Origin of the sequence: Rathayibacter sp. AY1D5, from assembly GCF_002932515.1 — a bacterium.
GTDB lineage: Bacteria > Actinomycetota > Actinomycetes > Actinomycetales > Microbacteriaceae > Rathayibacter.
Genome location: NZ_PSVU01000055.1, coordinates 1 through 23,074 on the forward strand (window position 1 = coordinate 1; position 23,074 = coordinate 23,074).

Sequence of the window (23,074 nt, forward strand, 5' to 3'; positions counted from 1 at the left end):
CACGGCGCCGACGATCTCGAGAGGGCTCCAGGCGGTCATGACTCCAGCGTGCGCGCGGAGCGGCGCGCGGGCAAGGGGCGGCAGGCGAACGGGCGGGGGCGTTCCGGCGGGGACGGACGGAGCGGGCTCGCACCGCGGAACGCCTCGGACGAGCTCCGCGATCCGCAGCACCCGGTCGGCCGATGTCCGGGCGGACGGGTCGTGCGCTGGGACCCGCGCGGACCTCCGCGGTCGGAGGGACGTCGTGTCCTGTTCGCCCCGCCGCCGCGCCCGCCTCTAGGCTCGACGGCGTGACCGCCTCCGTCCCCGCCTCCCAGTCCCGGCCCCGCGACGTCGTCGGCATCGTCGGCCTCGTCCTCGCGATCGTCCTCGTCCTCGCGCAGATCGGGCGGACCGCGCTCACCACGGCCATCCCGGTCCTCGCGTTCCAGGGCGGCTTCGACACCGCGCAGATCGGGGCGCTCTTCGCCGCCCTCGGGGTCACGATGCTCGTGCTCGCGACGGCGACCGCGATCGTCGGCGTCATCGGCGTCGCGCGGAAGGACCGCGCCCGGCTGCTCTCGGCCGTCGCGCTCGGCGTCGGCGCCAGCGTCGCGATCGTCGAGCTGGGCGCGCTCGTCGTCCCACCCCTGGTCGGCCTCTCGCTCCAGTACTGACGAGGCCCGCCGGAGCGGATCCCTCCGCCCGCCCTCGCAGGATCTGCACGGCGCCGCGTCAGTTACCCGCGCTCCGCTGCGCCGCGACGGCCCTGCCGGCTCCCCGGCGATGCGCCAGGATGGGGGCATGACGACACGCGTGGACGGCCTCTTCGTCTACCCAGTCAAGGGCCTGACCCCGCAGCCGCTCCCCCGCGTGGAGCTCACCGCCGGCCGCGGCGTCCCCTTCGACCGCACGATCGCCCTCGCCCGCCCCGGCGGCGCCTACCGGCCCGGCATGCGGCACGGCATCTCCAAGCGCGAGTACTTCGTGCTCGTCGCCGAGGCGCGCCTCGCCGGCCTGACCACGCACCTCGACCCCGACAGCGGAGTGCTCACCGTCGACGTCCGCGGCCACCGGGTCCTCTCCGCCGACCTCGGCGCGGAGGACGGCCGGGCCGCACTGCGCTCCTTCGCCGCCCGCGTGCTCGACCTGCCGCCCGGCGTCGAGCCCGTGATCGCCCAGGACGCGGGGCGCCGCTACACCGACACGGCCCACAACTCCGACATCGAGATGGAGTACGTCTCGCTGATCAACCTGGCGAGTGTCCGCGACCTCGCCGAGCGCACCGGCCGGAGCGTCGATCCGCTGCGGTTCCGCGGGAACATCCACCTCGAGGGGCTGCCCGCGTGGAGCGAGCTCGAGCTGCTCGGGCGCGAGCTCACCGCGGGCGGGCTGCGGCTGCGGATCACGAAGGCCACCGAGCGGTGCGCCGCGACCGAGGTCGAGCCGGGCACCGGTCGGCGCGACCTGCCGGTCCCTCGCCTGCTGCACGAGACCTACGGCCACGAGCTCCTCGGCGTCTACGCGGAGGTCCTCGACGGCGGCACGCTCGGCGTGGGCGACGAGCTGGTGCTCCGTGGCTGAGCTGCGGCTCGTGGTGGCCGAGCGCGAGGCGCTCACCCCGGCCGTCACCCGCTTCGTGCTGCGGAGCGAGGACGGCGCCCCGCTGCCCGGCTACTCGGCCGGCGCCCACCTCACGCTCACGACGCCCTCCGGCGAGCGCCGCAGCTACAGCCTCGTCGAGCCGGGATCCGCGGAGCCGTCGCACTACGCGATCGCGGTGCGCCGGGAGCCCGGGGGCCGGGGCGGATCGCGGAGCCTCCACGACGACGTCCGCGTCGGCGACGTCCTCTCCTCCGCGCCGCCCGCGAACACCTTCGCCCTCCGGCCCGCCGCCCGCTACCTCCTGATCGCCGGCGGGATCGGGGTCACCCCGATCCGCGCGATGGCCGCCGAGCTCCGGGCGCAGGGATCGGCCGTGCAGGTCGTCTACCTCAGCCGCACCCCCGAGGACACCGCGTGGCTCGACGAGTTCTCCGCCGACGGCTCCCTCGTGCACCACAGTGCGATCCACGGCCGGCTCGACCTCTGGCCGCTCGTCGCCGAGCCCGACGACGACACCCGGATCTACTGCTGCGGTCCGTCCGCGCTGATCGACGAGGTCCTCGCCCTCACGATGCACTGGCGCCCGAGCCGGATCCACGTCGAGGACTTCGCGGGCGTCGACGCCGTCGGCGACCGGGCCGTCCCCTTCGCCGCCGTCTGGGAGCCGACCGGAGCCGTTGTGGAGGTCCCGGCCGACCGCTCGCTCCTCACCGCGCTCCGCTCCTCCGGGATCGACGTCGACTCCTCCTGCGAGTCGGGCACGTGCGGCACCTGCCGCCTGCGCCTCGTCGGCGGGACGGCGGAGCACCGCGACCTGGTGCTGACCCCCGAGGAGCAGGACCGCTGGATCATGCCGTGCGTCTCGCGCTCCGCCGGCGGCGAGCTGGTCGTCGCCCCGGAATGACGGAGCGACGGGGCCGGGCCCCACGCACGCCGGCCGACACGCGTCGGCCGTCGTGTGACGCCGCGTGACGGGCGCCCGGCGCCCGGTCCCCCGCATGCCTAGGCTCCCGGACGGGGGACCACGACCGTCACGACCGAAGGACTTCCGATGACCAGCACCTCCGTCCGCACCCAGCTCGACCAGTTCACCGTCAGCTTCGACGAGACGGTCGGCCCCGAGCTCGCCGCCGTCTTCTCCGGCGAGCGCGACGACCTCGTCGCCGCCGGCGCCCCGAGCGGAGCCGTCACCGCCGGCGACGCGCTTCCCGCCGCCTCCGTCGTGACCGTCGACGCCGACACCGTCGACCTCGCGGACGTCCTCGGCGCGGGCCCGGCCGTCCTCGTCTTCTACCGCGGAGCCTGGTGCCCGTACTGCAACATCACGCTCAAGCACTACAACGAGACCCTCGCCCCCGAGCTCGCGTCGCGCGGAGTCGCCCTCGTCGCGATCAGCCCGCAGACTCCCGACGGGTCGCGCGCGGCGGTCGCGGGCGGCGACCTGGGCTTCACCGTCGTCTCCGACCCCGGCAACACGCTCGCGAGCGCTCTCGGCATCGTCACCGCCCCCAGCGGCGACGCGCAGGAGGCGCACACCGCGCTCGGCTTCGCCGTGAAGGACAGCAACGCCGACGACACCCCGGCCGTCCCGTACCCGACCGTCCTGGTCGTCGACGCCGACCGGATCGTCCGCACGGCGGACGTGCACGTCGACTACACGACGCGCACGGAGACCGAGGAGATCCTCGCCGCCGTCGACGCGCTCTGACGCCTCCGCTCGCACCCTGAGCACGCGCGGCGGTCGAGCGCACCCCCTCGCCCGCCGCGCCGCCGCTCCCTAGGCTCGACCCGTGACAGCGGAGACGGACGTGCTCGTGGTCGGCGGCGGTCCGGTCGGACTCCTGCTCGGCGCGCTCCTGGCGCGGGCCGGAGTGGACGTGCAGGTGTGGGAGCGGCGCTCCTCGGTGCCGCGCGGCTCGCGGGCGATCGGCATCCATCCGCCGTCGCTCGACGCGTTCGCCGCGATCGGCGCCGATGCTCCCGTGCTGGCCGAGGCCACCCGGGTCCGCGAGGGCGTCGCGCGCAGCCGGGGCCGCACGCTCGGCACGCTCTCGTTCGCGCGCGCCTCCGCGACGCACCCCTACGTCGTCACCCTCGACCAGCACCGCACCGAGGCGATCCTCCGCGAGCGCCTCGAGGCGGCGGCCCCGGACGCGCTGCGCCCGGGGGTCGTGCTGACCGGCCTGCTCCGTCGCGGCTCCACCGTCGAGGCGACCGGCACCGGACCGGGCGGCGAGCCGGTCTCCGTCCGCACCGCCTTCGTCGTGGGAGCCGACGGCGCCCGGAGCACCGTCCGCGATCTGCTCGGGATCCGCATCACCGGCCGCGACTACCCGGACCGCTACGTGATGGGCGACTTCGCCGACCCCGAGCCCGGCGGTCTCACCGGCACCGCGCTGGTCGACGTCGGCCCGGCCGGAGTGGTGGAGTCCTTCCCGCTCCCGGGCGGTCGGCGCCGGTACGTCGCCCTGAGCGGCCCCGACCGCTCCCTCGGCGCCCCCGCCTGGCGGCCCGAGGAGGCCCCCGACCAGGAGGCCGCGCGCGCCCTGGCCGCCGCTGTCCGCGACCGGACGGACGCCGACGCCGACCCGGAGACCTGCACGATGCTCAGCGGCTTCCAGGTGCGGCGCCGCGAGGCCGAGCGGATGGGCGTCGGCCGCGTCGTGCTCATCGGCGACGCCGCGCACGAGATCAGTCCGATCGGCGGGCAGGGCATGAACCTCGGCTGGCTCGACGCCGCCGAGCTCGCCCCGCTCCTGGCCGGTGCCGTGCGCCGCGGCGAGGCCGGCCCCTGGCCCGGCTTCGCCCGGCGGCGCACCACCGCGGCCCGGCGCGCGGCGCGGCAGGCGGAGGCGAACATGGCCCTCGGACGCCCGCTCGGCTCGCTCGCGCACCGCGGCCGCGAGGCGTTCCTCCGCGCCGCCCTCGCCCTGCCGACCTCGGACCTGCTCGCCCGCGTCTACGCGATGCGCTGGTCCTGAGTGCGGCCGGTCAGCCGACCAGCCGCGCGCCCGCCAGCCCGAGCTCGACCACCAGCACGAGCGAGGCCGCGATCACCAGCCGGAACAGGGTGCGCGTGGGCGGGCCGGTCAGCACCAGGCGGATGCCCGCCGCGGCGAGCACGACCACCGCGAGGGTCCCGATCACCGCGAGCACCACGCCCGTCCCGCGCACCGGCTGGTCGCCGACGAGCTGTCCGACGAGCACGAGCAGCGCGGCGACCACCAGCGACCCGAAGGCGACGACTCCGGAGAGCCGCAGGCCGAGGCGGTGCGGGAAGCCGCGGACCCCGGTGGCCTCGTCGTCGACCAGGTCGGGGAGCACGTTCGTGCAGTGGATCGCGATGCCGAACACGGCGCCGGTCGCGATCGCCCACCAGGCGGGGAGCCGGCCGTCGCCCGCCGCCACCGCCACCACCGGCAGCAGCCCGAAGGCGACCACGAAGGGAACGACGGACCAGACCGTGCGCTTGAGCCCCGCGTCGTAGGCCCAGCCCGCGGCGACCAGCACCAGGTGCGCGACCGCGGCGACCGGTCCGAGCAGCAGCGAGAGCACCACGGCGGCCGCGGCCGTCCCCAGTGCGGCGGTGCGGACGGCGCCCACGCCGATCAGCCCCTGCGCGACCGGCTTATCGGTGCGCCCCACCGCGCGGTCGCGGTCGGCGTCGATCCAGTCGTTCGCGAACCCGATCGAGAGCTGCCCGAGCAGCACGGCGAGCGCAACCAGCACGACCTGCCCGAGCGGATGCCCGGACGCCGCCGCGATCACGGTCGCCAGCACGGTGACCGTCACGGTCGGCCCGGGGTGCGACGAGGCCAGCAGGAGTCGCACCCGGGACGTCATCCCGCCAGCCTACGGTCGCGGCGGCACAGCGGGGCGCCGGTCGCGCTCCCCGCCCCGGAGCGGGATCCAGTGTGGTCCGAGCGCGGCGCCCTCATCAGCCCGCGACGGGAATGGCCCGGGATGGGGCAGGGTTGCACCACCCGGCATCCCGACTCAGGAAGAAGGCCTCGTGGACCTCGTGCACTGGCTGTTCGACGCGCAGATCGTCATCGGCGAGCAGACCGTCCTCTGGCGGGAGGTCATCGGCAACGTCTTCGGGCTCCTCAGCGCCCTCGGCGGGATGCGGAGGAAGGTCTGGGCCTGGCCCGTCGGCCTCATCGGCAACGTGCTGCTGTTCACGGTCTTCATGGGCGCCCTGTTCGGCACTCCGAACCCCGTCAACCTGCTCGGCCAGGCCGGGCGGCAGGTGATGTTCATCCTGGTCAGTATCTACGGCTGGTACCGGTGGACCCACCGCCCCGACGACTCCGCCACCCTGATCGAGCCGCGCTGGGCGTCGTGGCGCACCCGCGGCCTGCTGGTGCTCGGGATGGTCGGCGGCACCGCGGTGCTGACCCCGGTGTTCCGCGCGCTCGGCTCCTACGAGCCGGTCTGGAGCGACGCGTGGATCTTCGTCGGCTCCGTCCTCGCCACCTACGGCATGGCGAAGGGCTGGACCGAGTTCTGGCTCATCTGGGTGGCCGTCGACCTGGTCGGCGTGCCGCTGCTGTTCTCGGCCGGCTACTACGCGTCGGGGCTGATGTACGTCTTCTACGGCGCGTTCACCCTGGTCGGGTTCTTCGTCTGGATGCGGCAGGGCACCCGTCCGTCCGCCGCTCCGATCACGGTCGGCTAGCTCTAGCAGCCTGCCGCCGCCGGCGGAAGTGGCCGTGCGGGAGGCGCTGTCGGTGGTCCACTGGGAGCGGAGGCGCCCGCCTCCCCCACCCGGAACGGACGCCATGCTCTCCCTCGTCTACTCCAGCCGCACCTCCGCCGGCTTCACGGACGCCGACCTCCCCGCGCTGCTCGCCCAGTGCCGCGCGAACAACGAGCGCCTCGGCCTGACCGGCATGCTCCTGCACCGCGACGGCCGATTCCTCCAGGTGCTCGAGGGGCCGGACGCGGTCCTGCGCGAGCGGATGGCGGTCATCGCCGCCGACGAGCGCCACGCGCAGCTGCGCACCCTCCTCGAGGAGCCGATCCGGGAGCGGCTGTTCCCGGAGTGGTCGATGGCGTTCGAGTCCGCCGCCGACGCCGACGCCGCCGGGCTCCGCACCTCCTTCGACGACCTCGACGACGCCGAGGCCGAGAGCGCGACGCTCCCGGCCCTGCGCGAGCTCATCCGCTTCTTCCGCGAGCGGAGCTAGGCGGAGCGACCCGGGACGCTGGGACCGCGGCCGGTCCGCCGCCGGGAGCCGACGCCCGTCAGTCCTCCGCCGAGGGAGGAGCGAGCCGGTCGAGCCGCGCCAGGAGCGGGGCGAAGCCGTCGCCGAGCAGGGCGCTCAGCGGCTCGCCGAACCAGAACCGCCAGACGGAGTCGAGCTCCTCGCCGGTGATCCGTCCTCGGCGCAGGAGGATGCTCGCGATCGGGGCCGCCTCAGACGCGTGCTCGTCGCGGGGAGCGCCGTCCTCGCGACCCGGCTCGAGTCCGTACGGATCGACCGCGTCGAGCTCCCGCAGGACGGCCGCCACCATCGCGTCACGGCGTTCCGCGGTCGCGCCGTCCTGATCCGTCGGTGCTCGGCGCTCCATCGCGAGAAGGTACCGAGCCCACTCCTCGTCGTCCATTCGTCGTCTCCGATCTCTCCGGATGCCGCGCCTTCTCGAGGCCTTTCTCTTCCTTCGGCGCCGGCTCGTCGAGGCACGGGGAAACCGCCTCTCCGACGGCTCATCATCCCCCCGCGAGAAAGGCGCGGACGCCTTCCCGCGTCAGCCCCGAGGCGACGGCGAGCCGGTGCTCTCCGGCCCCGAGTCGGGCGGCTCCGCGGAGGGCCGCGGCCCTTTCTCCGCCCTCGCCGGAAGTCCCGCTCCGGAATGCCGCGAATTCCGCGGACACCTTATCGAGAGCGTCGACGACATCGCCGGACACGCTCTCCGGCGGCTCGCCGAGATCGATGCGCCAGCCTCTCCCGGACTTCTCGTCGCTGTCGTTCACACGCGGGAAAGTACCCCGGACCGCAGGGCGGCGCCTGTGATCGCCCGACGCCGTCGCGCCCCAGGGATCCGTCGTCGACGTCCGAGCGCACACGCCTCCCGGTCCGGAGAGGACGGCCTTCGAGGACTGTCCCGAGGACCTCGTCGCCGCGCTCCGCTCCGATGCGGCCTCCGCCTCGGCCGAGGTCTTCGACGGCTGACCCGACCGCGGCGACCACCCGCTGCGACGACCGCCGGGCGGAAGCGCGGATCGCGCCGTTCCGGCGCGCCCGCACCAGCGGCGCCGGAACGTCCGGCCGATCCGGGAGCGGCACCCCGTCCGAGCCGTCGAGGTTCCGTCGGTGTGCAGGCCCCCGCGCCGAGGGACGTAAAGTGTGCTCACACGCGCCCGCGGACGGGCGAGCCGCCCGTGAGGGCGCCCCGGTCCTGCGTCGGAGGCGCCGATCACAGAGAGCCGCGGTGCCCCGATGCCGGAAGACAAGCCCGCGTCGCGGGCGCCGAGCATCTACGACGTCGCCCGCGCGGCCGGCGTCTCGCACCAGACCGTCTCCCGCGTCCTGAACGACCACCCGAGCCTCCGCGCCGAGACGAAGAAGCGCGTGCTCGAGGTGATGGCCGAGCTCGACTACCGCCCCAACCTCGCCGCACGGGCACTGGTCACCAGCCGCACCCGCACCGTCGGCGTGCTGTCCTCGCAGAGCCTGCAGTACGGTCCGGCCTCCAGCATCCAGGCCATCGAGGTGGCGGCGCGCGACGCGGGCTACCTCGTGGTCACGGCCAACGTCGACGGCACCGACGGCGCGTCGATCCAGGCCGGGATCCGGCATCTGCTCAACCAGGCGGTCGAGGGCCTCGTGGTCGTCGCCCCGCAGATCCGCGTCTTCGACATCCTCTCCGGAGTCGCGCTGCGCATCCCGCACGTGACGCTGCAGACGAGCGAGGACGACCGCGACGACGCGCTCTACGTCGACCAGATGGCCGGCGCCCGCATCGCCACCGGGCACCTGATCGACCTCGGGCACACCGAGATCGTGCACCTCGCCGGCCCGCAGGACTGGATCGAGGCCGAGGCGCGGATGCGCGGCTACCTCGCCGAGCTCGACCACCGCTCGATCCCGCTGCGCCCGCCGCTGCTCGGCGATTGGAGCGCCGAGCGCGGCCACCGCGTGGGCCTCGAGCTCTCGCGCTTCCTCGACTTCACCGCGGTGTTCGCGGGGAACGACCAGATGGCGCTCGGACTGATGAGCGCGTTCCACGAGCGCGGGGTCCGCGTGCCGGAGGACGTCAGCGTCATCGGCTTCGACGACATCCCCGAGGCGGCGTTCTACTGGCCGCCGCTGACCAGCGTCCGCCAGGACTTCGTGGAGCTCGGACGCCGGTGCGTGGCCGCGCTGCTCAGCCTGATCGAGGGCGACCGGCCGGAGAAGGCGGCGCCGATCGCTCCGCAGCTGGTCGTCCGCGGATCCACGGCCGTCCCCCGGAGCGCGAGCGTCACCGCCTCGCGCTGACCGGCGGCCGCGACGCCCTCGCGCCGCGACCGCCCGGGATCACTCGCCGTGAGCGGCGATCGACACGTCGTTCCAGCGCTTCCAGGTCTCGAGGCGCGACTCGTAGTCCGCCGTCGCGATGCCCAGCGGCGCGCGCCCGAAGAAGATCCGCAGCGGCGGCTCGTCCGCGTCCACGACCGCGAGGATCCCGAGGCGCGAGGCCCGCGGGTCGCCCTGCTGAGCGGCGGAGGGGCGTCGGCTCGCTGCCTCCCGGACCTCGTCGTACGCGGCGATCGGCTCGCTGCGCGACGCGGAGGGACCGGACCAGTCGGTCGAGTACCCGCCGGGCTCGACGAGGGTCACGTGGATCCCGAAGCCGGCGACCTCGGCGGCCAGCGACTGGGTGAAGCCCTCGAGCGCCCACTTCGACGCGTGGTACGCGCCGATCGAGGGGAACGCGCTGATGCCGCCGATGCTCGACACCTGGACGATGTGGCCCGAGCCCTGCTCGCGGAGGATCGGCAGCGCGGCCTGGGTGATCCAGAGGGCGCCGAAGACGTTGGTCTCGAGCTGCGCGCGGACCTCCTCCTCGGTGAGCTCCTCGATCATGCCGAAGTGCCCGTAGCCGGCGTTGTTGATCACGACGTCCAGCCGGCCGAACCGCTCGGCCGCGGCCTGCACAGCGGCGAAGCCGGCCGCGCGGTCGGTCACGTCGAGGGTCAGCGGGAGGAACGTGTCCGGATACTCCTCGACGAGGGCGTCGAGGGTCTCGATCCGGCGGGCGGTGCCGGCGACCGAGTCGCCGCGCTCGAGCGCCGCCTCGGCCCACTCGCGGCCGAAGCCCTTCGAGGCGCCGGTGATGAACCAGGTCTTCGTCATGGTGTGCGTCCTTTCGACAGTGCTGAACGCAACGCCGACGGCTCCGGCTCCCTTCCGGGGCCGGGGACCCTTGACACGAGCGGTCGGGGAGCGGACGACGCGGTATGCGAGGCCGCCGGTGTCCCGTTACCGAGTCGAGACGTGCGCGTTGACACGAACGGCGCCGTCGGGTCTAGCATGACGCAATGTGATCGCTCACATGGCATCACATCTCCGCCCCGATCCCGAGGGCGGCCCTGCATCCACTGCATTCAATGACGAAGGAATCACAGTGACCACAATGAAGCGCGCTCTCATCGCCGGCATCGCCGGCGGAGCGATGATCCTCTCCCTCGCCGCCTGCTCCTCCGGAACCGGTGGCGGCTCGGGCTCGGGATCCGGCGACGGCGGCCTCGTCGGCGTCGCGATGCCGACCAAGTCGTCCGAGCGCTGGATCGCTGACGGCAACAACGTCAAGTCGCAGCTCGAGGAGGCCGGCTACAAGGTCGACCTGCAGTACGCCGAGGACGACATCCCCACCCAGGTCTCGCAGCTCGAGAACATGATCACCAAGGGCGCCAAGGCCCTGATCGTCGCCTCGATCGACGGCACCACCCTCACGAGCGTGCTCGAGGAGGCCAAGGCCAACGACATCCCCGTCATCGCCTACGACCGCCTCATCCGCGACTCCGAGAACGTGGACTACTACGCCACGTTCGACAACTACAAGGTGGGCGTCCAGCAGGCCACCTCGCTCCTCGCGGGCCTCGGTCTCACCGACCTCACCGGCGCGAAGGCCGCCGACGCCCCCGCCGGCCCGTTCAACGTCGAGCTGTTCGCCGGCAGCCCCGACGACAACAACGCCACGTTCTTCTTCAACGGCGCGATGGACACCCTCCAGCCGTACATCGACGACAAGACGCTCGTCGTGAAGTCCGGCGAGACCGACTTCAACACCGTCGCCACGCTCCGCTGGGACGGCGAGGTCGCCCAGAGCCGCATGGAGGACATCCTCACCAAGACGTACTCCGACGGCTCCAAGGTCCAGGGCGTCCTCTCGCCCTACGACGGCCTCAGCCGCGGCATCATCTCGGCTCTGACCGACGCCGGCTACACCGTCGGCTCCGACTTCCCGATCATCACCGGTCAGGACGCCGAGCTCGACTCCGTCAAGGCGATCATCGCCGGCGAGCAGTACGCGACCATCTACAAGGACACCCGCGAGCTCGCCAAGGAGGCCGTGAAGATGGCCCAGGCCGTGCTCGAGGGCACCGAGCCCGAGGTCAACGACACCGACACCTACGACAACGGCAAGAAGGTCGTCCCGTCCTTCCTGCTCGAGCCGGTCATCGTCACCAAGGACCAGATCCAGTCCGTCCTCGTCGACGGCGGCTACTACACCGACGCGGAAGTGAACGGCTAGTCCTCTCTCCTCACCCGAGAAGGAACACCCCGGGAGGGCGCCCACTGGGCGCCCTCCCCACTACGAAGGAAGGGAGGCGGCGTGACCTCGAACATCCTCGAGATGCGCGGCATCACCAAGACGTTCCCGGGCGTGAAGGCGCTCCAGGACGTCACGCTCAACGCACAGCGCGGCGAAGTCCACGCGATCTGCGGGGAGAACGGCGCCGGCAAGTCGACGCTGATGAAGGTCCTGTCGGGCGTCTACCCGCACGGCACCTACGAGGGCGACATCGTCTTCGAGGACGAGGTGATGCAGTTCTCCAGCATCCGCGACTCGGAGGCGAAGGGCATCGTCATCATCCACCAGGAGCTGGCCCTCAGCCCCTACCTCTCCATCGCGGAGAACATCTTCCTCGGCAACGAGGTGCGCGGCTTCGGCGGCCTGATCGACTGGAACAAGACCAACCAGGAGGCCGCGGCGCTGCTGGCCCGCGTGGGTCTGCGCGAGAACCCGACCACCAAGATCATGGAGATCGGAGTCGGCAAGCAGCAGCTCGTCGAGATCGCGAAGGCGCTCTCGAAGCGGGTCAAGCTGCTCATCCTCGACGAGCCCACCGCGGCCCTGAACGACGAGGACTCGGACCACCTGCTCGACCTGATCCTGCACCTCAAGGAGCAGGGCATCACGTCGATCATCATCAGCCACAAGCTGAACGAGATCAAGAAGATCGCGGACACCGTCACGGTCATCCGCGACGGCAAGACCATCGAGACGATCGCTCACGACGACGTCACCGAGGACCGCATCATCAAGGACATGGTCGGCCGCGACCTCGACCACCGCTACCCGGACCACACGCCGCACATCGGCGAGGAGATCCTGCGCGTGGTCGACTGGACGGCCCACCACCCCCAGGACCCGACCCGCGTCATGGTGGACAAGGTCAACCTGTCGGTCCACCGCGGCGAGATCGTCGGCATCGCCGGGCTCATGGGCGCCGGGCGCACCGAGTTCGCGATGAGCCTCTTCGGCCGCTCCTACGGCAGCCGCATCTCCGGCCAGGTCTTCAAGGCCGGCAAGGAGATCAAGATCCGCAACGTCTCGGAGGCGATCGCCCACGGGCTCGCCTACGCGACCGAGGACCGCAAGCACTACGGCCTCAACCTCATCGACGACATCAAGCGGAACATCTCGCTCGCGTCGCTCGACAAGGTCGCCCGCGGCGGACTCGTCGACGACAACCGCGAGTTCGAGGTCGCCAACGAGTACCGCGGCAGCATGAACATCAAGTCGCCGACCGTGCTCGCCAAGACCGGGAAGCTCTCCGGCGGCAACCAGCAGAAGGTCGTCCTGTCGAAGTGGATCTACTCCGACCCGGACGTCCTCATCCTCGACGAGCCCACCCGCGGCATCGACGTGGGTGCGAAGTACGAGATCTACACCATCATCAACCGGCTCGCGGCGCAGGGTAAGGGGATCATCGTCATCTCCTCCGAGCTGCCGGAGCTGCTCGGCATCTGCGACCGCGTCTACGCGCTGTCGGAGGGCCGGATCACGGGCGAGCTGCCCATCGCCGAGGCGACGCCCGAGGCGGTCCTCACCCTCATGACCCAGGAGAAGCAACGATGACCGATCTGCAGAACGAACCGTCCACCGCGGCCGGTGCGCAGGTGAAGCCCACCGAGAACGCCTTCACGAAGCGCCTCAGCCACGTGCTGGGCGACCTCGGCAAGAACGGCATCTTCATCGCCCTCATCGTGGTGGTGCTGCTGTTCGAGGTGATGACCGGCGGAATCCTCCTCCGCCCCCAGAACATCTCGAACCTGATCGTCCAGAACGGCTACATCCTGATCCTCGCCATCGGCATGGTGATGGTCATCGTGGCCGGGCACATCGACCTCTCGGTCGGCTCGGTCGCGGCGTTCGTCGGAGCGATCTCGGGCGTCTTCGCGGTCAACATGGGTCTCCCGTGGTGGCTGTCGATCATCCTCTCCCTCCTCATCGGCGCCCTGGTCGGAGCGTGGCAGGGCTTCTGGATCGCCTACGTCGGGATCCCGGCGTTCATCGTGACCCTGGCGGGCATGCTGATCTTCCGCGGCCTGGCGCTCGTCGTCCTCGGCAACGCGAACATCGGCTCCTTCCCGACCGAGTACCGCGCGCTGGGCAACGGCTTCCTCACCGACCTGTTCGGCGAGACCGACCTCGACCCGCTGTCGCTCGTCATCGGCGCGCTCGCGATCGTCGCCTTCGCCGTGCAGTCCGTGCGCACCCGCCGCGGCCGCCAGAAGTACGCGCAGAGCGTCGAGCCGGGCGCCTGGTTCGTCACCAAGCTCGTCCTCGTCTCCGTCGTGATCGCGGCCTTCTCCTTCGCGCTGGCCACCTTCAAGGGCATCCCGGTCACCCTGATCGTGCTCGCCGTGCTCGTCCTGATCTACGGCGTGGTCATGAACCGCTCCGTCTTCGGCCGTCACGTCTACGCGATCGGCGGCAACCTGCACGCCGCGGAGCTGTCCGGCATCAAGACCCGCAACGTCACCTTCTGGCTGTTCGTCAACATGGGCGTCCTCGCGGCGCTGGCCGGCCTCGTCTTCACCGCGCGACTCAACCTCGCCGGCCCGAAGGCGGGCGACGGCTTCGAGCTCGAGGCCATCTCGGCCGCGTTCATCGGCGGCGCGGCGGTCCAGGGCGGCGTCGGCACCATCGGCGGCGCGATCATCGGTGGCCTCATCATCGGCGTCCTGAACAACGGAATGTCGATCATGGGCATCGGCATCGAGTGGCAGCAGGCGGTCAAGGGCCTCGTGCTCCTGCTCGCGGTCGCCTTCGACGTCTACAACAAGCGCCGCTCGGGCGGACGCTAGGCCCTGCGGTCGTGCCCGACTGGTCGCGGTTCCTGCCGCTGAGCACCGGGCCCTCGGTCGACGAGACGGGCGTCAGCAACGACTGGCGCCCCCTCGTCGCCGAGAGGCTCGACCGCCTCGCCGTCCTGGCCGCCTCGCCCTCCACCACGGAAGGCGAGGCGGCCAGTGCCGTCTCCCGGGACGCCCTGCTCGGAGAGCTCGTCGTGCGGCTCTCGAGCAGCACCAGCCAGCGCCTCGCGACGCGGATGGGCGCCCGCGAGGCCTCCTCCCCTCCCCCTGCCGCCGAGATCGCCCCGGCCCTGGCCGCTCTCGCCTCCGCTCGCCGCGCCGGCGCCGGTCCCCGCTCGGTCGCCGAGCTGGTCGAGGTCGTCCGCGTCGAGCTCGCCCTCTCCCCCGAGCCGCTCGCCCTCTCCTCCCGCATCACCGGCGGGGTGGCCCTGGACCGCCTGCAGCGCGCGCCGCTCGCGATCCGCGCCGCCGTCCGCGGTCGCACCCTCGCTCCGACCGACGCGGAGTGGGAGCTCGGCTCCGGCCCCGCCCTGCGCGTGCCCGCCGACGCGATACTCCGCTTCCTGCTCGGCCTCGGCCCCTTCCCCGCCGAGCCGACCGCCTAGGCGCCGCCGCCTCCTGCCCGCGGGCGGAGGCGGTGCCGCCCCGGTCGTAGCATCGGAGGATGACGCGCTCACTGCCGAGAAGCACCCCGTCCGCCCGCTCCGTCGACGCCGAGGGAGTGCTGGCCTTCGTCGACGCGGTCGAGGCCGCTCCCGGCGTCGAGCTGCACGGGCTGATGGTGGTGCAGGGCGGCGACGTGGTCGCCGAGGGCTGGTGGGCCCCGTACTCGGCCGAGCGGCCGCACCTCTTCTACTCGCTGAGCAAGAGCTTCACCTCGACCGCCGTCGGCCTCGCGGTCGCCGAGGGCCTGGTCGACCTGGACGCCACCGTCCTCTCGTACTTCCCCGAGCTCGACGACGAGATCACCGACCCGCACTCGCGTGCGATCCGCGTCCGCCACGTCCTCGCGATGGCGAGCGGCCACTCCGCCGAGACGATCGACCGTGCCGAGAAGACGGACCCGGCCGACCTGGTGCGCGGCTTCCTCCTCCTCCCGCCGGAGCAGGAGCCGGGCAGCGTCTTCGCCTACAACCAGCCCTGCACCTTCGCCACCGCCGCGATCGTGCAGCGCGTGAGCGGGCAGTCGCTGACCGACTACCTGCGCCCGCGCCTGCTCGATCCGCTCGGCATCGGCGAGGTCGCCTGGCATCGCGACGACTCGGGGCGCGAGCTCGGCTACAGCGGGCTGCACGCCACCACCGAGGCGGCAGCTGCGCTCGGACTGCTGTACCTGCAGGAGGGGCGCTGGGGCGACCGGCGGATCCTCTCGCCGGAGTGGGTCGCCGAGGCGTCCCGCGCGCACGTCCCGACCCACGAGGACGGCGGACCGGACTGGCAGCAGGGCTACGGCTTCCAGTTCTGGCGGTCGCTGCACGGCTACCGCGCGGACGGCGCGTACGGGCAGTTCAGCCTGATCGTGCCCGAGCACGAGCTCGTGATCGCGCTGACCGGCCAGACCTCGGACACGCAGACGCTGCTCGCGCTCGCCTGGGAGCACCTGCTCCCCGCCGTCGGCCACGGGTCCACGGCGGAGGCCGACGCCCGGCTGGCCGACCGGCTGTCGGAGCTCGCCCTGCCCGCGCTCGAGGGCGCCTCCCCCGCGACCGGGAGCTACACGCCGGTCGGATCGTGGCCCGACGCCGTCGAGGTGACGGCCGACGAGGGCGGCTGGACGCTCGCGCTGATCGAGGGCGACGAGCGCTTCGCCGTGACGCCCGGCGCAGGAGCCTGGACCGTCGACGGGCCGTTCGCGGCGAGCGCCGGACCCTCGGGCGACAGCGTGCTGGTCGACGTCGTGTTCCTCGAGACCCCGCACCGCCTGCACGTCGAGCTCGCTCCCGACCGCACCGCCCGCGTCCGCTGGGAGACGGAGCCGCTGCACGACGGCCCGCTCGCCGGGCTGCGCGCCCCGCGCTGACGGCAGGACCCGCTCCGCTCATCCGTCGCGAACGGCCCGTCCGCCCCTCGACGACGGGCCGTTCGCGACGGATCGAGAGGGGTCGCGCTCGGCCGTGCGGACCGCGCGCATCGGGCGGTGCTCACCGGGGGTCGACGAGTCGAGGAGCGGTGTGGGCACGAGGGTCCTTCCTGGGTGGCGGCGCTCTGGCACAATCGTCGGAGCGCTGCTCCGGAACAATGCGGAGCACTGCTCCGGAACGTGGTGGAGCTGCGCTCGGAGACATTACGGAGCGCCGCTCCGACAAGCAAGGAGAACCGATGAGCGACCGTGTGCCCCGCACGCCCGGCCGACCGCGGACGAGTCGCGACGCACTGCTCGCCGCCGCGGCGACGGTGTTCGTGGCCTCCGGCGTGGACGCGCCGGTCCGCGAGATCGCGGCGGAGGCCGGCGTCGGCGTGGGGACGATCTACCGGCACTTCCCGACCCGCTCGGAGCTCGTGGTCGCCGTCTACCGCCACCAGGTCGAGGCCTGCGCGGAGGCGGGCCCACGGCTGCTCGCGGTCAGCGCGACTCCGGAGGCCGCCCTCCGGGCCTGGGTCGCCCACTTCGTCGACCTCCTGGTGACCAAGCACGGCCTCGCCGGTGCGCTCCAGGGCGACAGCGCCGGATCCGACGCCCTGCACGCCTACTTCGTGGAGCGGCTCGTCCCCGTCTGCGGCGACCTGCTCGAGGCGGCACGACCCGCCCGGATCCCGGCGTCGAGTCTCAGCGGCTACATGCTCCTCAAGGGCATCGGCAACCTCTGCATCGGCGCCGCCCACGATCCGGACTACGACGCCGACACCCTCGTGCAGGCCCTCGTCACCGGAGCGATGCAGGCGGATCAGCCCTGATCGCCTCCACGGTCCGCTCGACCGCGTCCTCGACCGCCGCCCTGCGGCTCGCGTCGTCCTCGCGCTCGGACTCGTGGACGAAGACGGCCCCGCCGCGCCGGGCTCCGCAGTAGTCGATGATCCCGTGCTGGATCTGCGTCAGCAGCGCCTGCTCGTAGCCGTGCCGCTCGTAGGTCCCGGCGGAGTCCCCCGCGACGAGGACGAGGTGGACGGTCAGAGCGCCGAGCCTGCGCTGCGTGCCGTGGACGGGGTCGATGTCGAAGGCCCAGCCGGCGAGGAAGACGCGGTCGATCCAGCCCTTCAGCAGCGCGGGCATCGACCACCAGTAGACGGGGAAGACGAGCACGAGGTGGTCGACGCCGTCGAGCCGGCGCTGCTCGCGGAGGACGTCGTCGGGAACCGGGCCGACACCGCGGTAGCGGTCCCGGTCGGCCGCGCCGAACCGCGGGTCGAAGCCCTCGGCGTCGAGGTCGGCAGTCTCCACTCCGTCGGGGCCGAGCTCCTCCCGCAGCCGCCGGGCGAGGGCGGCGGTGAGGGAGTCGCGGTCGGGGTGCGCGGTGACGAGGAGGGTGCTCACCGCTCCAGTGAACCGCACCCGCCCTGCGGCACCCCTGGCAGGATGACCCGGTGACTCCGCACCGCTCCCCCCGCCGCCCCGACGTCGTCTCCGTCGAGCTCGTCGGTGGACCGGAGCCGCTCGAGCTCGCCCTGCACGAGCACGACCCCGAGTGGTCCGCCCTGTTCGAGGAGCACCGGCGGCGCATCCTCGAGGCCGTCCCGGGCGTGCGGGTCGAGCACATCGGCTCGACCTCCGTCCCGGGCCTGCCCGCGAAGCCGATCGTCGACGTGCTCGTCGTCGTGCCCGACGTCACGGCGGAGGAGGACCACGTCGCGCCGCTGCTCGAGGCCGGCTACGTCCTGCGCACCCGCGAGCCCGGGCACCGGCTCGTCCGCACGCCCGGACGGGACGCCCACGTCCACATCTACGAGGAGGGTCATCCCGCGATCGACGCGTACCTCCTCCTGCGCGACCGGCTGCGCACCGACCCGGCCGACCGCGAGCTCTACCGCAGCACGAAGGCGTCTCTCCTCCTCCGGCGCTGGGAGGACGGGAACGACTACGCCGAGGCGAAGTCCGCCGTGATCGCGGCCATCCTCGAGCGCGCGAGATCCTCGCAGCCCTGAGACCTCCCGCGCTTCGTCCAGAACAGCGCCAACTTCCTCGACCTGCGCACGCTGGGCGGCGACGACGTCGGAGCGGACTACCTGCCCTGGGCGGCGACCGCGGCGGACGCGGCGGACGGCTCCGTCGTGGGCGTGCCGACCGACGTGGGCGGCCTCAGCTTCGCCTACCGCGCGGACCTGTTCGAGCAGGCAGGCCTCCCCACCGATCCGGACGAGGTCGCCGCGCTCTGGAGCGACTGGGACGGCTTCCTCGCGACCGGCGAGAAGTACACGGCCGCGACCGGTGAGCCCTTCGTCGACAACGTGGAGACCAGCGTCTTCTACTCGACGATCAACCAGGTCACCGAGAAGTACTACTCCCCCGACGGCGAGCTCGTCTACGACACGAACCCGCAGGTGGAGGACGCCTTCGACATCGCCGTGAAGGCCCACGACGCGGGGATCAGCGCCGGCATCGCCGCCTTCTCCTCCGGCTGGGCGCCCGGCCGGGCGAACGGCTCGTTCGCCGTGACCGTCGCTCCGTCCTGGATCCTCCAGGGCATCAAGACCGACGCCCCCGACACCGCGGGGAACTGGCGCGTCACCTCGGTCCCCGGAGTCGGCGGCAACTGGGGAGGCAGCGTCATCGCCATCCCGGCGCGGGCCGAGCACCCGCAGGCCGCGTGGCAGTACATCCAGACGATGATGTCGGCGGAGGGCCAGGAGGACCACTTCGCCACCTCCGGCACGTTCCCCGCCGCCACCGCCGCCCTGCAGAGCGACAGTGTCTGCGCCTACACCGATCCGTTCTTCGGCGACTCGAGGATCGGCGAGGTGATCGCGAGCTCGGTCGAGGACTTCCCCTCGTTCGTGAACGGCCCCGACACCGGAGCGATCGGCGCCGCTCTCTCGGGGGCGCTGGTCGAGCTGGAGTCGGGCAACGTCTCCTCCGCCGACGCCTTCTCGAGCGGGCTCGACAGCGCTCGCCAGGCGGTCGGCGGCTAGGCCGCACCGCACGTCCGATCGCCCTCGAGCCCTCCGGCCCGGGGGCGGTCGCGGTTCGGGCGGCATCGGATGATCGACGGTTCGCGGAGCGCGCCCTCCAACCGGGCGGAGCGCTCGCGCCTGAAGGTCGAGCAGCGAGGACCGGGCCCGCGCAGCCGTCGGGATCCGGCGATCGAGTGGATTCGGATGTTGACGTCATCAGACCCTCGTGGAAGCGTGATGTTTGCGTGAACATGCGCGAAGTCCCCGGTGCAAAGGAGCACAGCATGACGTCTCGACCACGAACGGCCGCCGCTGCGGTGGCCGCGCTGCTCGTCGCAGCACTCCTGGGAACAGGAGCGCAGTCGGCCTCGGCCGCCGTGGCCACGGATCCCGACGACGGAGTGCCGCGCACCTCGACGCCCGTGACCTACACCGACTACCCGGCGGTCCAGGACCCGGGCAGCACCGCGGCCGGCTACTTCCAGCCCTACTGGTACGACACCGACGGCCGCCACATCCAGGCGCACGGCGGCCAGATCGTCACCGTCGAGGAGGGCGGTCAGCAGGTCCAGTACTGGTACGGCGAGGACCGCACGAAGGGCTACTGGAACAGCCCCGGAGTCGCGGTCTACCGCTCCACCGACGGCCACAACTGGGAGAACAAGGGAACCGCGCTCCGCAGCGTCTCGGCTCCGGCCGACCTCGAGGCCCCCTACTTCGACGCGCTCTACGACACCGTCGACGACTCCGGAGCCCCTCGCGCCGACCGCATCGCGGAGCTCGACTACCACCTCGACACGACGCAGGCCTCGCCGAACACCGCCATCTTCGAGCGCCCCAAGGTCCTCTTCAACGAGAAGACCGGCAAGTGGGTCATGTGGTGGCACTCCGACGGCCGGACCACCCCGGGAGGCAGCACCTACGCGCGCTCGATGGCGGGAGTCGCCGTCTCGGACAGCCCGACCGGGCCCTTCACGCTCCAGGGCGTCTACCGCCTCTACAACCGCACGGACTACAAGGCCTGCACCACCTCCGCCGTTCCCGGGCAGGCGCGGGACATGACCGTCTTCCAGGACGAGGACGGCACCGCGTACATCTCCTACTCCTCCGAGGAGAACTACTCGCTCTACGTGGCGAAGCTGGACGCCGACTACACCAACGTCGAGCGGACCACCACGACCGACACCCTCGACGCGAACCAGTACTCGGCCGACGGGACGTACCCCTACGTCTTCGCCGACGGTGCGGCCGGAGCACCGGTGCGCGGCACCGACTTCCAGATCGTGAAGGAGTGCGGACACCTCGAGGCGCCCGCGATCTTCGCCAACGGCGGCAAGTACTACACGATCGCCTCCGGGGCGACCGGCTGGGCGCCGAACCCGCAGACCTACTACACCGCCGACTCGATCCTCGGCGCGTGGACCCGCGGAGTCGAGAAGGGTGACGCCGACGAGAACGTCGCCTACAACGCGATCCCGGAGGGCGGCGACGGCCTGCTCTCGATCGGCGACTCCCGCAAGACCACCTTCGGCTCGCAGTCGACGAACGTCCTCACCCTCGCTCCCGGGAAGTACGTCTACATGGGCGACCGGTGGAACGAGGGCAAGTCGGACTCGACCTACGTCTGGCTCCCGATGACGGTCGGTGAGAACGGCCGCCTCGAGATGCGGAATCCGGCTCAGGAGGACCCGGCGCGCTGGGGATCCGGCTGGAACCTCTCCTACTGGGACGACAAGGGGGTCGGCGAGGGCGTCTGGTCGGTCGTGGACGCCCGTCTGCCGAAGCAGGTCCGCCGCGGCGCCGACATCGCCGCCGCGCTCCCCTCGACGGTCTCGGTCGCGAGCAACGGCTCGACCCGCGACGTCGCCGTGACCTGGGCGGCCCCCGGCCCCGCCGAGCTCGGCACGGTGCAGGTGACGGGCACGCTCGCCGCCGACGCCGGATTCTCCTCCGGCCGCCGCTTCACCCGCACGATCGAGGTGGCGGAGCCGGGCATCGCGAACCTCGCTCCCGGAGCGTCCGTCGCGGTCTCGAGCCGCGCGGACCTCGCCGGCAAGCTCATCGACGGCGACGTGAAGGGCAAGGGCTGGGACGACTGGTCCTCAGCCGGCTACCCGCGCGACAGCCGCCTCTCCTTCTCCTGGGGCGCGGCGCAGAACCTCGACTCGGTGACGGTCAGCACCTACAAGGACGGTGCGACCGCGACCTGGCCCTCGAGGATCGAGGTCGAGTACCAGGTGAACGGCGCTTGGACGACCTCCTCGGTCGCCACCACCCTCAGCCAGGCCGCGACCGGATCCGCCCCGACGGCGATCCTCGACCTGTCCTCCCTGCCCGACACCACGGGCCTCCGCCTGCACCTCACCAGCGCGGCGAACACGTGGCAGTCGGTCTCGGAGGTGCAGATCTGGGGCACCGCGCCGCCGACGAACGTCTGCCGCGTCCCCGGAGCCGCGGTCTCGGCGTCGTTCAGCCAGACGAAGTACGCGACCCTCCCCGCGAAGAACGCCTGCGACGGCAACGTGAGCACCCCCTGGTCGACCTGGACCGACGGCACCTTCGCCGGCAGCGCCGAGTTCACGCTGACGAACACCGAGGCGCACCGCGTCGCCGGGCTCACCTTCACCAACACCGAGGGCACCCTGGCGTCGGTGAGCGTGGCCTACCGCGCCGAGGACGGCACCTGGAAGCCGACCACCGCGCAGAACGTCGCTCCGGCGGCGAACGGCACGCTGACCACGATCCCGTTCGCGGCGGTCTCGGCCACCGGCCTGAAGCTGACCTTCTCCACGCCGGGCTCGTTCCTCAAGATCGGCGAGATCGTCGTCCCCGAGGCGGCCGCCCCGGCGCTGACGGTGCCGGTGACCGTGACGTCGCGCTGCGTCGCCGGGAAGGCGGTACTGACGGTCCTCGCCAAGAACGGCGGCACCGCTCCGATCGACGTCGCGATGGCCTCGGCCTACGGCTCGAAGACGGTCACCGCGGTGGCCGCGGGTGCGAGCGGATCGGCCGCGTTCACCACCCGCCTCGCGAGCATGCCGGGCAGCCAGGTGACGGTGACCGCCACGGCGGGCTCCGAGACCCTCGCGCAGACGGTGGCCTACCCGGCCCGCGTCTGCTGAGCGCACGGCGGCCGGTCGACCGGCCGTGACGGAGGAGGGGGTGCCCGCGGGCGCTCCCTCCTCTGCGTGTGCGGCGCATCATCCGACGCGCAGGGCGAGTGCGGGCTCGATGTGCGCGGCTCAGGGCACCAGATGCCGAAGGACGTGCCGGGCCTGGGCGGGAGCGCCGTCACGTCGATCTCCGCGGGCGGGAAGGAACAGCCGCTCCCCCGCAGGCGCTCCCCGAGAAGGAGATCGGTCGCCTGATCGATCCGGCTCAGCGCCGCCTCGTCGAGGAGGTGGGCGCACGAGAATGGCCGAGCCCGCTGGCGCGCTCCGCGGCACTCCACCCGGAAGCGGGGGTGCAGAGCACTTCGCGCTCCTGGTAGTAATCACAGGCGGGCGCATCGCAGAGCCCGCAGAACTGGACCGTCCGTGACCCGCACCACCCGCGCTCTCGCCGCGTTCGTCCCGACGACGACCCTCGTGCTCTCCGTGGTGTTCGCCTCCGCCGCACTCGCGCCCGAGGCGATGACCGCCCCGGAAGCGGTGTCGACTCCGACCGCCGCCTCGCCCGCGGAGGATGCGGCGGCGACTGCGGACCCCTCCGCTCCCGGTGCGGGATCCGGCGCCTCCGACCGCCGCTCCTCGAGCCCCTCCTCCGACCCCGTCGACCCCGCGCGACGACCCCGGAGGCCGCTCCGGTCGCTCCTCCGCAGGCCGTCCCCGCACCGCCCACGGGCGCCC

22 protein-coding genes and 1 pseudogene are annotated in these 23,074 nt (G+C 72.5%); 18 read left to right on the forward strand and 5 right to left on the reverse strand.

All coding sequences use genetic code 11. The features are described 5' to 3' along the window. Nucleotides 1–290: 290 nt before the first annotated feature. The 5 genes from C5C82_RS14425 to C5C82_RS14445 all read left to right on the forward strand — a co-directional run bounded on the left by C5C82_RS14425 (nucleotide 291) and on the right by C5C82_RS14445 (nucleotide 4,565). Nucleotides 291–656 (forward strand): hypothetical protein, encoded by a 366-nt coding sequence (locus C5C82_RS14425; protein WP_104355264.1) that lies wholly within the window; start codon nucleotides 291–293, stop codon nucleotides 654–656. 127 nt (nucleotides 657–783) lie between these two features. Then, nucleotides 784–1,563 carry an MOSC domain-containing protein gene (locus tag C5C82_RS14430; RefSeq protein ID WP_181068112.1) on the forward strand — a complete coding sequence of 260 codons (780 nt, stop codon included), beginning with the start codon at nucleotides 784–786 and terminating at the stop codon, nucleotides 1,561–1,563. Then, a complete protein-coding gene (locus tag C5C82_RS14435) occupies nucleotides 1,556–2,488 on the forward strand; it encodes a PDR/VanB family oxidoreductase (RefSeq protein WP_104250910.1) in 933 nt (310 codons plus the stop codon). Before C5C82_RS14430 ends, C5C82_RS14435 begins: the two co-directional genes overlap by 8 nt. A 147-nt stretch (nucleotides 2,489–2,635) precedes the next feature. After that, nucleotides 2,636–3,292 (forward strand): peroxiredoxin-like family protein, encoded by a 657-nt coding sequence (locus C5C82_RS14440; protein ID WP_104355265.1) that lies wholly within the window; start codon nucleotides 2,636–2,638, stop codon nucleotides 3,290–3,292. A gap of 82 nt (nucleotides 3,293–3,374) precedes the next feature. Next, a complete protein-coding gene (locus tag C5C82_RS14445) occupies nucleotides 3,375–4,565 on the forward strand; it encodes an NAD(P)/FAD-dependent oxidoreductase (protein WP_104355266.1) in 1,191 nt (396 codons plus the stop codon). Nucleotides 4,566–4,575: 10 nt separating this feature from the next. Here the strand turns inward: C5C82_RS14445 and C5C82_RS14450 are convergent, their stop codons facing one another. Then, nucleotides 4,576–5,427 carry a UbiA family prenyltransferase gene (locus C5C82_RS14450; protein ID WP_104355267.1) on the reverse strand — a complete coding sequence of 284 codons (852 nt, stop codon included), beginning with the start codon at nucleotides 5,425–5,427 and terminating at the stop codon, nucleotides 4,576–4,578. A gap of 169 nt (nucleotides 5,428–5,596) precedes the next feature. Between C5C82_RS14450 and pnuC the strand changes: the two genes are divergently transcribed. Together pnuC and C5C82_RS14460 are read left to right on the forward strand one after the other, a co-directional pair. Then, the gene (gene pnuC / locus C5C82_RS14455; RefSeq protein ID WP_104355268.1) at nucleotides 5,597–6,262 is read left to right on the forward strand and encodes a nicotinamide riboside transporter PnuC; all 666 of its coding nucleotides are present in this window, start codon (nucleotides 5,597–5,599) and stop codon (nucleotides 6,260–6,262) included. A 103-nt stretch (nucleotides 6,263–6,365) separates the two neighbouring features. After that, complete coding sequence (locus tag C5C82_RS14460) at nucleotides 6,366–6,773, forward strand: BLUF domain-containing protein (RefSeq protein ID WP_104227402.1); 408 nt, start codon at nucleotides 6,366–6,368, stop codon at nucleotides 6,771–6,773. A gap of 58 nt (nucleotides 6,774–6,831) precedes the next feature. Here the strand turns inward: C5C82_RS14460 and C5C82_RS14465 are convergent, their stop codons facing one another. Both C5C82_RS14465 and C5C82_RS14470 read right to left on the reverse strand, forming a co-directional pair. After that, nucleotides 6,832–7,158 carry a hypothetical protein gene (locus C5C82_RS14465; protein ID WP_146086000.1) on the reverse strand — a complete coding sequence of 109 codons (327 nt, stop codon included), beginning with the start codon at nucleotides 7,156–7,158 and terminating at the stop codon, nucleotides 6,832–6,834. Between the two features lie 139 nt (nucleotides 7,159–7,297). Beyond that, a complete protein-coding gene (locus C5C82_RS14470) occupies nucleotides 7,298–7,561 on the reverse strand; it encodes a hypothetical protein (RefSeq protein WP_104227400.1) in 264 nt (87 codons plus the stop codon). A 466-nt stretch (nucleotides 7,562–8,027) separates the two neighbouring features. Between C5C82_RS14470 and C5C82_RS14475 the strand changes: the two genes are divergently transcribed. Beyond that, the gene (locus tag C5C82_RS14475) at nucleotides 8,028–9,068 is read left to right on the forward strand and encodes a LacI family DNA-binding transcriptional regulator (RefSeq protein WP_104234510.1); all 1,041 of its coding nucleotides are present in this window, start codon (nucleotides 8,028–8,030) and stop codon (nucleotides 9,066–9,068) included. A 39-nt stretch (nucleotides 9,069–9,107) separates the two neighbouring features. Here C5C82_RS14475 and C5C82_RS14480 read toward each other — a convergent pair whose 3' ends face one another. Then, nucleotides 9,108–9,926, reverse strand: a complete 819-nt coding sequence (locus C5C82_RS14480; protein ID WP_104261575.1) for an SDR family oxidoreductase — start codon at nucleotides 9,924–9,926, stop codon at nucleotides 9,108–9,110. Between the two features lie 280 nt (nucleotides 9,927–10,206). Between C5C82_RS14480 and chvE the strand changes: the two genes are divergently transcribed. The 6 genes from chvE to C5C82_RS14510 all read left to right on the forward strand — a co-directional run bounded on the left by chvE (nucleotide 10,207) and on the right by C5C82_RS14510 (nucleotide 17,075). Further along, complete coding sequence (gene chvE, locus C5C82_RS14485) at nucleotides 10,207–11,328, forward strand: multiple monosaccharide ABC transporter substrate-binding protein (protein ID WP_104227397.1); 1,122 nt, start codon at nucleotides 10,207–10,209, stop codon at nucleotides 11,326–11,328. Nucleotides 11,329–11,409: 81 nt separating this feature from the next. Beyond that, nucleotides 11,410–12,939, forward strand: coding sequence for a multiple monosaccharide ABC transporter ATP-binding protein (mmsA, locus tag C5C82_RS14490; RefSeq protein ID WP_104256398.1), 1,530 nt, complete (start codon nucleotides 11,410–11,412; stop codon nucleotides 12,937–12,939). After that, nucleotides 12,936–14,171, forward strand: coding sequence for a multiple monosaccharide ABC transporter permease (gene mmsB, locus C5C82_RS14495; protein WP_104227395.1), 1,236 nt, complete (start codon nucleotides 12,936–12,938; stop codon nucleotides 14,169–14,171). Before mmsA ends, mmsB begins: the two co-directional genes overlap by 4 nt. Nucleotides 14,172–14,182: 11 nt before the next feature. Next, nucleotides 14,183–14,785, forward strand: coding sequence for a hypothetical protein (locus C5C82_RS14500; RefSeq protein ID WP_104355270.1), 603 nt, complete (start codon nucleotides 14,183–14,185; stop codon nucleotides 14,783–14,785). Nucleotides 14,786–14,844: 59 nt separating this feature from the next. After that, on the forward strand, nucleotides 14,845–16,200 hold the full coding sequence (locus tag C5C82_RS14505) for a serine hydrolase (RefSeq protein WP_104355271.1): 1,356 nt from the start codon (nucleotides 14,845–14,847) through the stop codon (nucleotides 16,198–16,200). Between the two features lie 299 nt (nucleotides 16,201–16,499). After that, nucleotides 16,500–17,075 carry a TetR/AcrR family transcriptional regulator gene (locus C5C82_RS14510; RefSeq protein ID WP_104355272.1) on the forward strand — a complete coding sequence of 192 codons (576 nt, stop codon included), beginning with the start codon at nucleotides 16,500–16,502 and terminating at the stop codon, nucleotides 17,073–17,075. Here the strand turns inward: C5C82_RS14510 and C5C82_RS14515 are convergent. After that, the gene (locus C5C82_RS14515; RefSeq protein WP_104355273.1) at nucleotides 17,044–17,652 is read right to left on the reverse strand and encodes an NAD(P)H-dependent oxidoreductase; all 609 of its coding nucleotides are present in this window, start codon (nucleotides 17,650–17,652) and stop codon (nucleotides 17,044–17,046) included. The genes C5C82_RS14510 and C5C82_RS14515 overlap by 32 nt on opposite strands. A 50-nt stretch (nucleotides 17,653–17,702) precedes the next feature. Here C5C82_RS14515 and C5C82_RS14520 point away from each other — a divergent pair, with 50 nt between their 5' ends. The 4 genes and pseudogenes from C5C82_RS14520 to C5C82_RS14535 all read left to right on the forward strand — a co-directional run. Next, a complete protein-coding gene (locus tag C5C82_RS14520) occupies nucleotides 17,703–18,260 on the forward strand; it encodes a GrpB family protein (RefSeq protein WP_104261580.1) in 558 nt (185 codons plus the stop codon). Between the two features lie 51 nt (nucleotides 18,261–18,311). After that, nucleotides 18,312–19,244: an ABC transporter substrate-binding protein gene (locus tag C5C82_RS14525; protein WP_258066138.1), complete on the forward strand. Its 933-nt coding sequence runs from the start codon at nucleotides 18,312–18,314 to the stop codon at nucleotides 19,242–19,244. Nucleotides 19,245–19,510: 266 nt separating this feature from the next. Beyond that, nucleotides 19,511–22,348, forward strand: coding sequence for a discoidin domain-containing protein (locus tag C5C82_RS14530; RefSeq protein WP_104355275.1), 2,838 nt, complete (start codon nucleotides 19,511–19,513; stop codon nucleotides 22,346–22,348). Nucleotides 22,349–22,762: 414 nt separating this feature from the next. Further along, nucleotides 22,763–23,074: pseudogene (locus tag C5C82_RS14535) on the forward strand (hypothetical protein); the annotation flags it as partial.

What these genes read in the sequence shown, in the direction of transcription:
- C5C82_RS14430 (WP_181068112.1), top strand. Translation starts at nt 784, where the DNA reads ATGACGACACGCGTGGACGGCCTCTTCGTCTACCCAGTCAAGGGCCTG.
- C5C82_RS14440 (WP_104355265.1), top strand. Translation starts at nt 2,636, where the DNA reads ATGACCAGCACCTCCGTCCGCACCCAGCTCGACCAGTTCACCGTCAGC.
- C5C82_RS14450 (WP_104355267.1), bottom strand. Translation starts at nt 5,427, where the DNA reads ATGACGTCCCGGGTGCGACTCCTGCTGGCCTCGTCGCACCCCGGGCCG.
- C5C82_RS14460 (WP_104227402.1), top strand. Translation starts at nt 6,366, where the DNA reads ATGCTCTCCCTCGTCTACTCCAGCCGCACCTCCGCCGGCTTCACGGAC.
- C5C82_RS14465 (WP_146086000.1), bottom strand. Translation starts at nt 7,158, where the DNA reads ATGGAGCGCCGAGCACCGACGGATCAGGACGGCGCGACCGCGGAACGC.
- C5C82_RS14475 (WP_104234510.1), top strand. Translation starts at nt 8,028, where the DNA reads ATGCCGGAAGACAAGCCCGCGTCGCGGGCGCCGAGCATCTACGACGTC.
- C5C82_RS14480 (WP_104261575.1), bottom strand. Translation starts at nt 9,926, where the DNA reads ATGACGAAGACCTGGTTCATCACCGGCGCCTCGAAGGGCTTCGGCCGC.
- chvE (WP_104227397.1), top strand. Translation starts at nt 10,207, where the DNA reads ATGAAGCGCGCTCTCATCGCCGGCATCGCCGGCGGAGCGATGATCCTC.
- mmsB (WP_104227395.1), top strand. Translation starts at nt 12,936, where the DNA reads ATGACCGATCTGCAGAACGAACCGTCCACCGCGGCCGGTGCGCAGGTG.
- C5C82_RS14505 (WP_104355271.1), top strand. Translation starts at nt 14,845, where the DNA reads ATGACGCGCTCACTGCCGAGAAGCACCCCGTCCGCCCGCTCCGTCGAC.
- C5C82_RS14510 (WP_104355272.1), top strand. Translation starts at nt 16,500, where the DNA reads ATGAGCGACCGTGTGCCCCGCACGCCCGGCCGACCGCGGACGAGTCGC.
- C5C82_RS14530 (WP_104355275.1), top strand. Translation starts at nt 19,511, where the DNA reads ATGACGTCTCGACCACGAACGGCCGCCGCTGCGGTGGCCGCGCTGCTC.